Raw genomic sequence first — 12,516 nt, 5'->3', positions numbered from 1 at the left:
AGGTCCAGGAGGAGATTATCTCCTCCTGGTGGGTGCAGGGCAAAGCCCTGCTGGTAATGTGCGGCGTTTCACAAAAGCGAATGCGTAGCATTCGCGCATGCCGCACAGATTTGTGCCCCAAAGGGGCACTCTTTGGGAGGGCGGACGCCCGACATGCACAGTTTCGCTTGTGGCAACAGTGAGAAAATTGGCAAATGCGATTGCCCTGTTTATTGCACAAGCTTGCAAAAAGAAATGGGGTGCGGTGCGGCTATTTGCTGGCCATGGAGAGTGACATCCACATGGTGGTTAGTCCCACACCGGCCAAGGCAGCGATGGGCATGGCAAAACGGCTGCTTTTTTGCCAACCGATCATTTTGGCGATGACCAGATATTTGGCAGTCAGCGAGCCGAGCAGGGCGGCGATAGTGCTCCAGCCTGCCACATTGACCGAGATGCTGCCACTGGCCAAAGAGTTACCCACGGCGGCCAGAGCGGCGGCAGAGCTGATCACCCCGGAGAAGAAGGCGGCCAATACCGTGGCACCACTCCCAAGATAGTGGGTCACCATGGCCATGAAGACCATCACGCAGGCAAAGACAAAGGAAAATTTGACCACAAAGCTCAGTGGCAGAGGACGTTTGGTAATTTTGATCTCCCCTGGTTGGGCGCGGGCAAAAGAGTAGGTGGTGAAGCCGACAAAGAGCAGCAGGGTGGAGACCATGGGAAACAGATATTTTTCAAAAGCTGCCGCTCCGATCACCAGAAAAAAGACCGCTATATCCTTGGTGATGGAGCCGGTATTGGCAGCGACAAAACCGAGAAAAATCTCCCGTGGCGCCAACTCCTCTTTGCCCCCTTCAGGATCTTTGCTCAACAGCAGGATGATGGTTGCCAGTGATGAGACCAGGCCACCAAAAAAGGTTGCCAAGAGCAGCGCATTACGGCCTTTGATATATTTGGTGATAAAATGTGCACCAAAGCTCATGATGCTCACCATCACCACCACTTTCCAGAAGGTGGCGACGCTGATGTTTTGAAAGGTAACGCTCCAGGCTCCGCCGTTATAGTTGAACAGCGGTACCGGCAGAAACAGATTGCTTGGCACCAACGGGGTGATGGTGATGGTGATGGCAATCAGGATGGCCAGGTCGAGAATTTCAAAGAGTTGAAAATCATCGCTAAAGGCATGGAGTTGCTCTTTCATGCCCAGCACCAGGATCACCACAAAGAGCAGGGTGGCGATAAACCAAAAATTGACGCCAAAGTTGATCAAGGAGGCCAAGATGAAGGTGATTGGCAGTGTGATAACAGTTGTAAGGCCGGAGACCTCCTTCATATTTTCAAACACGCTGATCATGAGAGAATAGAGCAGCACAATGCCAAAGGCCAGGGCCCAGACATAGGGCTTATCGGTCATCAAGCTGGCGGCAAAGGAGAAGATGGAGACCAACATAAAGTCGCGTGCCCCGACCCGATGTTCGGAACCGCGTTTGGCGATAGTGCGCTCAATGCCGATGACAAAACCGATGGCCAAGGAGACCAGCAGACGCAAGCCAATGTGGATGGTATCGTTTTCCATAAGCTAATCCTGATATTATTCAATGAGTAACGATGATCCCGTCGCTTTTTTTTGCAGCTTGATGGCAGGCAAAAAAAGCAAAAAATGCTGCTCTGCGCAGCAGTGTGGTGCGCCGAGATCACACTCTCTTGCTACGGCAAAAATGCCGGCAAGGCGGACTGTACGCCTTTCTTTTGCGGCATGTCAAGCAACGTCAAACTCGGCGTGAGAATGTTGCAATGCAATTTTTTGCGCGCAGCAGAGCGGCCAGAAAGATATTGCCCGGGGTGGAAAAATATTTCGCAAGTTTTATAAGCAAACAAATTTTTGCGATGTTATCGGGATGCTACTGTTTATCGTTCTATTGTTCGATAAACGACTTATGCGAAGTGCAAGGGCGCCGGGTGAGCACAGGGTGTGCCGCGAGGGGTAAAAGATTTTGTTTGTGCCGTGGTAACTTTTCAGGTTCGTGCTGGCTCGCCAACTCCCCCCCCCATGGGGATGCTGTACAAATTGGCGCAAAAATGCGCGCCAATCCGCACAGCTTGCTTCCATTAGGCGCTTAAGCCGACGCAAAAAGCGCGTCGGCTTAGTTTGAAAAGCGCGCCAAAGGCAAAAGATTACAAGCAAAATCCAAGGATTCCATCCCTGGACCCGGCCAGGGAGGTGCCCTCCCTGGACCCGCAATAGTTTTGGGTGGTGAATGGTTATGTTCCGTGCTGTCATGCCGGGGGGAGAGGCGCAGGGGATGGTTGGCTGCGTGTGTCGCTGTCGTTGCGTCGCGGTTGGTGCGGGATGGTGGTGTCAAGAATGTTGCTCTTCTTTTATGCCGAACGACCCAAACGCACCCGCACCGCCTCCTCCTGCTCCAGCTCTTCGAGGCTGAGCTCCATTTCATGGATCAACTCATCCAATTCAGGGAGCAGAAGATCTTCCAGAGCGCGGGCACGCCGCTCGGTGCGTTTATATTCGGCCAGCAGACGATGCAGATTGCCGGAGCGGGCAGCAAGCAGGGTTGAGGTGGCCAACAGTTGCTGCAGACTCTGTTGACAGAAGCGGGCCTCCGGGGAGGGGAGAGAGTGTGTAGCCGCAGTCGTGGGCGGAGCACTCTGCAAAATCTCCTGGAGGATTACCCCAAAAAAACGCCGTTGTTCGCTCTGCAGCGCCCCTGGCGCCGCCGGTGTGGGCAGCAGTTGCAATCCATGCAGGCCGTGACGGGCGATTCCCTGTTGCAGGGCGTTGAGCGCCTCCTGGTGTTGCTGCAGCCAGAGCTCACGCTCTTGCTGGTAACGTTCAAACTGCCTGGCCATCTCCGCAGCAAGAAGCAGTCGCTTCTCATCGAGAAAGCGAAAACCCTCTCCCATGACCTGCCGTTCATCGCGGGCCTGGAGCAGAGCGCTGCGTGTGGGAGTGCTTTCCATCATTCGGCTCCGGGCTGGATATAGGTGGCAATTTGCTCATCATTGAGCCGGGAGAGTTCATTGATGGGCAACTGGCGCAACAAAGACCACCCTTCGGCCATGCTTTCATCCAGAGTGCGTGCCTTGTTTTGGTGGATAAAGCGGCGTTCAAATTGTTGCCCAAAGGTGAGCATGAGCCGGTCATCGGGGGTTAATCCATCGCTGCCGACCACATTGGCCAGCAGGCGTACCTGGATGGCGCGGGCATAGGAGGCATAGAGTTGATTGGCCAGGGCAGGATGATCGGGATGGGTAAAACCACGACCGATCCCATCTTTCATCAAACGGGAGAGGCTGGGCAAGACGCCGACCGGTGGATAGATACCGTCGCGGTCCAGGGAGCGATTCAGGGTGATCTGTCCTTCGGTGATATAGCCGGTCAGATCGGGAATCGGGTGGCTGATGTCATCAGAGGGCATGGTCAAGATCGGCAGTTGGGTCAAGGTGCCCGGCTTGCCTTGCAGACTGCCAGCCCGTTCATAGAGGGTGGCCAGGTCGGAATACATATAGCCGGGATAGCCTTTGCGTCCAGGAATCTCTCCGTGGCTGGCTGAGACTTCGCGCAGGGCCTCGCAATAGTTGGTAAAATCAGTAATGATCACCAATACATGCCGCCCCTCCACAAAGGCAAGATATTCGGCAGCAGTCAAGGCAAAACGTGGCGCCAGCAGGCGTTGGGTACTGGAGTCGGAAGCCAGATTCAGAAAAAGAGCCGTGCGTCCCAAAGCACCGCTCTCTTCCAGGGAGCGGCGGAAAAATTCAGCGGTTTCAAAAGGAACACCAATACCAGCAAAGACGATGGCAAAGGGAGAGGCGCTCTCCTGATGCTCTTTGCTCTGGCGCAAGCGGGCATGCAGAGCGATTTCGATGGCCAGACGGTTATGGGGCAATCCGCCTCCTGAAAAGATGGGCAACTTTTGTCCGCGTACCAGGCTGTTGAGCACATCGATGGTCGAAATGCCAGTTTCGATAAAATCCTCCGGCTTTTTGCGGCGCATCGGGTTGAGAACCGCGCCATCGACCGGCATGCGCGCATGGGTGGCAATGGGGGGACCACCATCAATCACCCGGCCCACACCGTCAAAGATGCGACCAAGAATGCCGGGGCCGAGCGAAAAGGAGATCGGTTCAGCAAAAAAGCGAATGCGTGTGCCGGTCAGACTCAAGCCGCTGGTGGATTCCAAAATTTCCACGGTCATCAACTCGTCATCCAGGGCAGCGATGCGGCCCAAACGGGCATGACCATCGCTGCCGATCACCTCCACTGCCTCATTCAGCCCCACATCGACACGCCGATGGGCAAAAAGCAGCGGTCCGTCAATGCGCGTGATGGCATCGGTCAGGGAAAGGTTGGCAGTGATCATGGCCGATATATCCTTGTATAAGCAGTAGGGAAAAATACCTTATCACGGCAGGCGCGGCTGTGCCTGATGGAGGGCTTTTTCCATGGCCTCTTCCAGTTGCGTGAAGAGCTCCAGCTCCTCTTCACCGATCTCTTCGCCCATGCGTTGGATACGGCGCAGCAGGGGCAGGTTGCGAATCTGTTCGATGCTCATCCCGTCGGCAATCGCCTGTTGCGCCAAATCCACAAAGCGGTCCAAAATCGTCATCATGCGATTTTGTTTTTGTGGAGAGGCAAAACGATCTTTGGCGGCAAAGGCGGATTGCCGTAAAAATCCTTCATTGATCAGGGTGGCAGCCAGCAAAACCAATTGCTGCTGGGGCGGCAGCGCATCCTTACCCAAAATCATGGCCATCCGTTCCAGACGGGACTGCTCTTCCAGAATGGTCAAAAAGCGGCGTCGTTGCTCTGCCCAATTGGGGTTGCCACGGGCATGCCACCAACTGGCCAGCAGGGTGGCATCCTCAGAATAGGAGGTTAACGGATCGATGGCCGGATAGAAGCGGGCATGGGCGCGTTTGCGATCCAATGCCCAAAAGTTGCGCACATAGCGCTTGGTGTGGGTGGTCACCGGTTCAGAAAAATCGCTGGAGGGCGGCGAGACCGCCCCGATCAAGGTGACCGAACCCCCTTTGCCAGAGAGGGTTTGCACACGGGCAGCACGTTCATAAAAATCGGCCAAACGGGTGCTGAGATAGGCCGGATAGCCCCCTTCGCCGGGCAACTCACCCAGCCGTCCCGAAACCTCGCGCAACGCTTCCGCCCAGCGACTGGTGGAGTCGGCCATCAAGGCGACATGCAGCCCCTGGTCACGAAAATATTCGGCAACAGTCACTCCGGTATAGATACTGGCTTCGCGTGCGGCAACCGGCATGTTGGAGGTGTTGGCGATCACCACCATCCGCTCCATCAGCGGACGACCGGTGCGCGGATCCTCCAAATGGGGAAACTCATCGAGCACACCCGCCATTTCGTTACCCCGTTCACCACAGCCCAAATAGATGATGACATCGGCATTGCACCATTTGGCGATGGTCTCCAGCAACACGGTTTTGCCGGTACCAAAGCCGCCCGGAACGGTGGCCTTGCCGCCGCGTGCAACCGGAAAGAGACAATCCAGGATCCGCTGTCCGGTCAAGAGTGGGGGTCCGATGGTTAAACGCTCGGCCACCGGTCGGGGGGTGCGTACCGGCCAGTTGTGGCTCATGGCCAGAGTATGGGTTTGGCCATTGCTCTCCTCCAGGGTGCACACACTCTCCCGGTCGGAATAGCGACCCGCTTCGGCAATGGCGATTACCGTACCCTGCAGGTGGGGGGGAACCAGGCAGAGTTGGGTCAAATTATCGTTGCCGGTACTCTCTGCCGCCGCAAGGCGCACTGCGGCGAAGGGTTCGCCCCCTTTGAGCACGGCCCCCTTTGCCACCAACGGGTAAAAGGGAAAGTGTTGATCGGGAAAAGGATAGATTCCTGGTGCCAAAAAGTTGCGCTCTTCCCCTCCGCTCAAGGGGCGCAACAGACCATCAAAAATCTGTCCCAACAGGCCGGGGCCCAGACGCACCGAAAGGGCCGCTCCCTGGCCCTGCAGCAGATCTCCAGGGCGCAGACCAGTGGTATCTTCAAAAAGCTGGACCGTGATCTCTTGTCTGCCGTCAGCAAGAGCTTTCAGACGAACCACCTCGCCCAGCAACCCTTTATTGCCGACCTGGACCGCCTCATGAATATGAAAGGAGTCGCTGGCGATGGCGCGCAAGACCGGACCGCTGATCCAATGGATGGTGGCAGTGCTCATGATGTCTCCTCATCGATTGCCAATTGGGCCAAGAGCAGGCCGGAGAGTTCCCGTTGGCTGGTGATCATGCCCTGCAGGCTGCCATCCAGCCAGACACCTTTGCAGCAGATTTTAACACCGGCAGTCAGTTCCGTATCGACCTGAAAGCGGGCGCTGGGCAGTTGCGCGCGCCACTCTTCCGGGTTCCACTCCTGGGGGTGCAGGATGAGCCAATCCGCATGGTGGAAGGTTTGCTGGGCCTTTTGCAGCAGCATTGTCAACCAGTGTGCGCGTTGTGCCTGATTGTCCCAACGCCGCTGCACATTTTCCAGCAGTCGTTGCCAACCGCGCTCCAAGAGGGCACGGGTCTGCAGCAGACGTTGTTGCCGTTGTTCGGTGGCTTGGCGCGCTTGCAGCGTCGCTTCTGTTTCGGCAAGGCGCTGTTGTTCGGCGGCCAGAGCGGCAGCCTCCCGTTTTTCCGCCTCGGCGGTGGCGGCAGCCAACAGTTCGGCAGCCCGGTTGCGTGCTTCATCCAGAATCTGCTGGCACTGGAGCTGTTGCTGTTGCTTGATCCGTTGCACCAGCAGGCGCAAGGCTTCACTGTGATCGTCGTGCATCACTGTCCGACTCCCAATTGTTTGCGCACGATCTCCGCCAGGTCGGGCATGGCTGATGCTTCGCGCAGGTCGGGGACCACCAGGACCATGGGCGAGACCAGGGTAAAGAGGCGCTGTTGCAGTGCCACCGGCAAGGAGTGGACAATGGCGGCGGAGAGCAAAACCAGTTGCGCAGGGGGGGTGCAGAGTTGTGACACCTGTTCTGCCTCCCTGCCGGGTTCCGCGACCAAGGTGTGCACACCCGCCAGGCGCCAGGCGGAGGCGCTAAAGCTATCGCCGATGAACAGAAGATCAGGCATCACCCCAACCGGTTCAAAATCAGGATGGAGACAATCAGGCCATAGATGGCGATTCCTTCGGCCAGACCGACCAGGATGAGCATGCGTCCCAGCAGTTCCGGTTTTTCGGTGATGGCCCCGATGGCGGCTGCTCCCACATGGGCCACGGCGAGGCCGGCACCCAGCGAGGAGAGTCCGGTGGCTAAAGCTGCGGCGATATAGCCGAGGCCGTTGCTGTCGCCGACGGCGCGGGCGGCCGCGCCTGCTTGGGGATCACTGGCCAGAGCCGGACCACCCAACAGCAACAGGGCCGTGGCCAGCAGACCGGTAAAGAGGGTTAAGGCAAGGGCAATTTTGCTGCGTGGCGACATATTCCACTCCTTGGGTTTTACAGGGATGACAGATGGGGGAGAGACAATCAGCTATCATAAGCCGCTATCCTTGAAAAAGCCAACCGGGAGGCGGGGTCAGGGGCCGGAAGGGGCGACCCTCACCACGCAGGAAGCGGACAAAAAATTCAAAGAGAATCAGACGGGTGGTTTGTACCGAAACCACCAAACCTTCCAGGAGCATAATCAGCAGGTTGCCGAGCAGCAGGACCAGAAAGGCGCCCAGAGGATGACCGGTAAGATCGGCCATGGTGACCACCGCTTGCGAGAGACCGGCATGGGCCAGAGCGAAGGCGCCGACCCGGGCGAAAGAGAGGCTGTTGACCGCCAACTGCAGACTGCTTTCCAGCAGATGTGCCAGATGGCCAAGCAGGGTGAGCCACGAATCACCAGCCAAACGGTTGCCGAGCAGAAACCAGGCCAGAGCAGCGGCGGCCAAAATCCAGCCGACCGGATGCAGCAGGCCGATCATGGCACCCAAATAGAGCAGCAGAATGCTGGACTGCCGCAACCACCATTGTTCCAGATGCCCACGCCAATAGTGGCTGACACCGTCGAGGATCAAACCGGTCAAAATCAGCAGAACACCCAAAAACAGGGGAGCAGCCAAAACCGGCAGAGGATGTTGGGTAGGGTGCAGCCAGATGGCAGGCAACAGATCCTCCCGGCAAAACAGACTGCCAAACAGCAGGCCAAAAAAGGTGGCGGAAAGACCGCCGGAGATCAATAGCCAGGAAATGGCGAGTGGTTTGCGCAACAGCAGGCCGATGACAGTCAGCAGGATGCCCTGGCCGACATCAGCAAACATATAGCCAAAGAGCAGAGGAGCAATCAGTGCCAGCAGGGGCGAGGGATCGACCTCATGTTGACCCGGCATGCCCAAGAGACGGGCAAAGAGCTCAAAAGGTTTGGCCCACCAGGGATTGACCAGAATGGTTGGCGGCTGCACATTGGCGGGTGGTTCGGATAGATCCAGCAGGGCATGCAGACCGGCCTGATGGAAGAGATGATTGATCAGGTTGCTGTCGTTTTGATCGGTCCAACCGGAGAGACGGACCAGCCAGGGGCCCGACTGCACCCGTTCGATGGCCGAAAAAAACCATTGCAGGCGGGCAACTGCCTGCAGATGTTCGGGAATGTCATAACGGCGATGGATGATATGCAGAGCCTGTTGCAGGCGCTGCATTTTTTGTCTGCTGGCATCGAGTCGCTCTTTCAGTTCCGGCAGGATCTGTGCACTGCGCCCGGCAGGCCAATAGGGCAGGGAGAGAGCACGTCCTTTGGCGCTGGCCACCTGTTCGCTTAAGGTGAGCATATCCTCGGCAGTACCCGAGGCGAGCAAAAAATGGCTGTTTTCGCCGCTGATGGGGCAGAGGAGCAGTGAAGGAATGGTGGTGGCAGGCAGTGGTTCCGGCAGAAAAAAGAGGGCGACTTGTAACCAGTTGCCCTTTTTTTCGCGCAGGGCAGCCAGGTCGAGCAGAGCCGCTTGCGGATGGGTCAGCAGTTGACGCGCCAGCTCTTCATACAGAGTCAGATCGGCCAGGCGGGCGCGCTCTTCATCGAGGCGTTGGATCAGCGGTTCGGCCTCCAGACGCCACTGCTCCAAAGCCTCCAGGGCTTTGGCCAGCACATCTTGTGGATTGTCATGATTTTGTTTGTGTGCATAGAAGCGTGGCAGCGCTTCATGACGGGCTTCCGGCCAGTGCGCATGAAACTGCCGGGAGAGCTGTTGAAAATGGTTGAGATAGTCGGCTATCTCCTCCGAGAGCAGCTTGTGGCTCTCTTCTGTGCGAATTTCCAGTTCGATACCTTGTTGACTGGCCAGGAGCGCCAGGGTTTGCGGCAGCTCTTCGCGAATGACCAGAAGGTGAAACCAATGTGCGGCATGGGGGCGAAACATCAGTGTGGCTCCGGAGCGCTGGCATGGAAGAGAGCGCGCAATAACAGATTGCCGCGCAGACGCTCCCAATCGAGAGCGGCCAGAGCCAGATAGATAAAGATGGCTGCTGGTTGACCGGCGGCACGGCGAAACTGTTCACGCAGTTGCTGTTGCAGTTGCAGGCGTGCCTGACGGGCAGCGTGGGCATCGGGCAGAGCGGCAAAGAGCAGGCGATGTTGCTGGAGCAGGCGCAGCAGATTGTGCAGGGCGCGACTCTCCTGCTTGTTGCGTTGGGGCCAGAGCCCTTGCCAGTGCCACAACCAGCCCTCTTCCAGCGGGGTGCCATTTTTCCAGGAGGAGTGCAGGGCATTCATCGCAGGATCATCAGGCAGGGTCACTCCGGGAGGGAGTGGTTGGCCGCGCCAGCGCTGTTGCCAGGCCGGCAACAGCCACAGATGGCTGGTCCAGCGGATGGCTGCTTGCCATTGCGGCGGGCTCCAATGGCAGAGATCCTGGAGCTCATGGTGGAGCGTTTCGCGCAAGCGTTGTTCGAGCAGGGAGGGTTCGTCGTTTTCGCTGATGGTTTGCAGCCAGGGGGCCAAAGAGGTTTCGCGGGCATTTTTGAGAAAGAGGCGGAAGGGCATGACCATCTCCAGGCGACGCCAGCCATGTTCATCCAGACGTTGTCCATGATGGGCTTGCAAGCGGGCTTGCAGATAGGCAAAAGCGGGAGTCATGGCGAGCTGCCGCTGTTTTTGGGATCGGGGAGATCTGCCCTGGCACCGGTCAGCCACTCTGCCAGAGGTTCGACGGCGGCATTCAGGGTGGTTTCCGGCAGGTCGCTGAGTGAGGAGCGTTGGCGTCGGGCATGTTCCTGGGCGCTCTCCTCCTGTTTGCGGATGCGTTTGTTATACTCCTTGTGCAGTTCACTGATCCGGGCTGCCGATTGGCTGCTGATTTCACTGGCGCGGCGGCGTGCCTCATCAAGGAGCCGTTCAGCCTGTTGTTGACAAGCGGTGATGGCTTGGCTGGCGGCAGCTTCGGCAGAGAGAGCGGCTTGCATGGCCGCGGCGGCAGAGAGAGTTGTAGCAGGGGGGTGATCCATTGCGATGATCCTGTGGCAGTGCAAGGAGGCGCTGTGCTGGTGCTAGTCTGCGCAAAACGTAACCACTGCCTGCTATGTTAACCGGTTCCAGCAAGCGGGTAAACAGAAAAATGGGCTCTGTATACTGCTGGCCCGTTTGCTCGCGCTGCGGCCCGGTTCAGGTTGTTGGCGTATGAGTTGCTTGTAGAGATCGGCAATGACATGACGCAAGATGGTAACAGGAGATCAATAGTGCGTGCACAAGAGCTGGAAATATATACGGAGCAAACAGGTGCTGCAAAGACAGAAGCAGTGGGATTGACTACGCCTATTGCAATGCCAGAACATACACCATTGGGTAGCTGTTCCGTAAACGAACAGGATTCGCCACGTTTGACGCTCTCCTTTGACACGGTGTTGACAGTTCCTGACATCAAACGTCTTCTCAAAATAGTCTCTTCTCCATATTGTTAATGATATTAGGAATAGCATTTGCAGAAGAAATCGATAAAAAGTTATTCATGTTAATGTAAATTATAATGCAAACTCCCGTTTTGCTGTGTTATGGATAGCATTGCATTTGCTGCTACGACATCCTCTTTGTCTTGCCCCCGGTTGCCTGGCAACGGTCAGTTTCGGATAATGACCCAAGCAACCGACAAGAACAAGAGGACCGAACATGGGTAGACCATCCAACTTGACCCCAGAACAGCGCACAGAGATCGTATTGGCCTTGTTGCGGCGAGAGGAACCGGCATCTATTCTGGCTCGCCGTTATGGTGTCAGCACCAAGACCATTGGCCAATGGAAGGATGATTTTATCGCCGCAGGCATGTCTGGTTTGCCTGTTGGAGTTATGCATCGTCATCACCTTGCTTGTTGTCAGACTCGATCTGTTTCAACAACCGGTCAAAGTCGCTCTCAAACAACCGGTCTTGCACGATGCGGTATTTTTCGAACTCACTCTCGGCGTGCGCCTTGGCGATTTCGACCGTTACTTTGCCTGCGTCCTGCAAAACTTCCCGGTCTGTCGCTTCGATGAACCGGTTCAGGCGTGACTCCCAATCCTGCATTGTCATCGGAATCTGGCGAAGTGCCATGTCTTCTGCCAAATCCAGATAGGCTGACACCAGCCGCTGCAGTTGGGCCATCTCGTTCTCGGTCAGGTAGTTCTTGGCGATAACCACATCGAATTTCTGAATTTTCCCCCTGGGCGCATCCTTCCAAGAGGTCAGGCCCATATGATCCTTGTCGGCATCGGCACGGAGGTGGATTACCTCAGCCGCCGTCTGCCCATGAATGGCCCAATGCAACTTGTTCTGCACCGTGGCAAAGAACCGCCTGGTGGCTTGGGCCGTGACGTCGTAGTCAATTGCCGTAGCGTATATATCTGTGATTTTCTGGTAAAATTTGCGCTCCGAGAGCCGAATCTCGCGGATGCGTTGCAGTTGCTCCTCAAAGTACTGCTTGGTGAGCACAGAGCCGTTGTTCTTCAAACGCTCGTCGTCCATCGCAAAGCCTTTGATGGTAAACGACTCGATGATGCCGGTGGCCCACTTGCGAAACTGCACCGCGCGTTCTGAGTTGACCTTGTAGCCCACGGCGATGATGGCCGCCAAGTTGTAGTGCTGAGTGTTGTAGATCTTGCCATCGGAGGCAGTTATCCGAAAATTTCGGATAACTGAACCCGCATCCAACTCGCTGTCTGAAAAGATTTTTTTCAGGTGGTAGTTAATGGTCCTGACATCAACGTCGTACAACTGGCCCAGCATTTTCTGAGTGAGCCAGACGTTTTCATCGGCGTATAGTGCTTCAACCCCGCCCTGGCCGACGGATGCGACAAAGGTAAGGTACTCGGCCGCCGATGAACGGACGATCGACACCACACTCTTCGCTGACCGTTTTGGCAATTCGCTCTTGCTCAAGTCAACCTCCATTGCATCCAGCGAGCAGGACTCCAGGACAAATCACGTCGATCACCAGATTGTCCATTCCGCGGATTTCTGGATTTTGGTTTCATTCCTGGACTTTAGAGTTTCAGCAGGAAGGAGCAGAACGGTAAGCCACATCCCGCACATCACCCAGTCTGCGTCTACATT

At 56.5% G+C, this 12,516-nt stretch carries 12 protein-coding genes and 1 pseudogene; 2 read left to right on the top strand and 11 right to left on the bottom strand.

Annotated elements, in window-relative coordinates; genetic code table 11:
* Positions 1–250: 250 nt before the first annotated feature.
* The 10 genes from EJP87_RS09095 to EJP87_RS09050 form a co-directional block, all read right to left on the bottom strand.
* Complete coding sequence (locus EJP87_RS09095) at positions 251–1,561, bottom strand: DUF4010 domain-containing protein (RefSeq protein WP_130471553.1); 1,311 nt, start codon at positions 1,559–1,561, stop codon at positions 251–253.
* 803 nt (positions 1,562–2,364) lie between these two features.
* Positions 2,365–2,964: a V-type ATP synthase subunit D gene (locus tag EJP87_RS09090; RefSeq protein ID WP_130471552.1), complete on the bottom strand. Its 600-nt coding sequence runs from the start codon at positions 2,962–2,964 to the stop codon at positions 2,365–2,367.
* Positions 2,961–4,364 carry a V-type ATP synthase subunit B gene (locus EJP87_RS09085; protein WP_130471551.1) on the bottom strand — a complete coding sequence of 468 codons (1,404 nt, stop codon included), beginning with the start codon at positions 4,362–4,364 and terminating at the stop codon, positions 2,961–2,963. The genes EJP87_RS09090 and EJP87_RS09085 overlap by 4 nt, the downstream gene beginning before the upstream one ends.
* A 42-nt stretch (positions 4,365–4,406) precedes the next feature.
* Positions 4,407–6,191 (bottom strand): V-type ATP synthase subunit A, encoded by a 1,785-nt coding sequence (locus EJP87_RS09080; protein WP_130471550.1) that lies wholly within the window; start codon positions 6,189–6,191, stop codon positions 4,407–4,409.
* Positions 6,188–6,787: a hypothetical protein gene (locus EJP87_RS09075; RefSeq protein ID WP_130471549.1), complete on the bottom strand. Its 600-nt coding sequence runs from the start codon at positions 6,785–6,787 to the stop codon at positions 6,188–6,190. The genes EJP87_RS09080 and EJP87_RS09075 overlap by 4 nt, the downstream gene beginning before the upstream one ends.
* On the bottom strand, positions 6,787–7,086 hold the full coding sequence (locus EJP87_RS09070; protein ID WP_130471548.1) for a hypothetical protein: 300 nt from the start codon (positions 7,084–7,086) through the stop codon (positions 6,787–6,789). The genes EJP87_RS09075 and EJP87_RS09070 overlap by 1 nt, the downstream gene beginning before the upstream one ends.
* On the bottom strand, positions 7,086–7,436 hold the full coding sequence (locus EJP87_RS09065; RefSeq protein WP_130471547.1) for an ATP synthase subunit C: 351 nt from the start codon (positions 7,434–7,436) through the stop codon (positions 7,086–7,088). Before EJP87_RS09065 ends, EJP87_RS09070 begins: the two co-directional genes overlap by 1 nt.
* A gap of 64 nt (positions 7,437–7,500) precedes the next feature.
* A complete protein-coding gene (locus EJP87_RS09060; RefSeq protein WP_130471546.1) occupies positions 7,501–9,354 on the bottom strand; it encodes a V-type ATPase 116kDa subunit family protein in 1,854 nt (617 codons plus the stop codon).
* Positions 9,354–10,070, bottom strand: a complete 717-nt coding sequence (locus EJP87_RS09055; RefSeq protein ID WP_130471545.1) for a V-type ATPase subunit — start codon at positions 10,068–10,070, stop codon at positions 9,354–9,356. The genes EJP87_RS09060 and EJP87_RS09055 overlap by 1 nt, the downstream gene beginning before the upstream one ends.
* The gene (locus EJP87_RS09050) at positions 10,067–10,438 is read right to left on the bottom strand and encodes a hypothetical protein (RefSeq protein ID WP_130471544.1); all 372 of its coding nucleotides are present in this window, start codon (positions 10,436–10,438) and stop codon (positions 10,067–10,069) included. Before EJP87_RS09050 ends, EJP87_RS09055 begins: the two co-directional genes overlap by 4 nt.
* Positions 10,439–10,669: 231 nt before the next feature.
* On the opposite strand from EJP87_RS09050, the gene EJP87_RS18470 reads away from it, so the two are divergent.
* Both EJP87_RS18470 and EJP87_RS18995 read left to right on the top strand, forming a co-directional pair.
* Entirely contained in the window at positions 10,670–10,891 is a 222-nt protein-coding gene (locus EJP87_RS18470; protein WP_130471543.1) for a hypothetical protein, read from the top strand.
* A 205-nt stretch (positions 10,892–11,096) separates the two neighbouring features.
* A pseudogene (locus EJP87_RS18995) lies at positions 11,097–11,252 on the top strand (transposase); the annotation flags it as partial.
* Between the two features lie 19 nt (positions 11,253–11,271).
* Here the strand turns inward: EJP87_RS18995 and EJP87_RS09035 are convergent.
* A complete protein-coding gene (locus tag EJP87_RS09035) occupies positions 11,272–12,354 on the bottom strand; it encodes a virulence RhuM family protein (RefSeq protein ID WP_130471541.1) in 1,083 nt (360 codons plus the stop codon).
* Between the last annotated feature and the right edge of the window lie 162 nt (positions 12,355–12,516).

Origin of the sequence: Candidatus Magnetaquicoccus inordinatus (assembly GCF_004217665.1) — a bacterium.
Classification (GTDB): Bacteria; Pseudomonadota; Magnetococcia; order Magnetococcales; family Magnetaquicoccaceae; genus Magnetaquicoccus; species Magnetaquicoccus inordinatus.
This window is presented reverse-complemented; position numbering and strand designations above follow the sequence as displayed.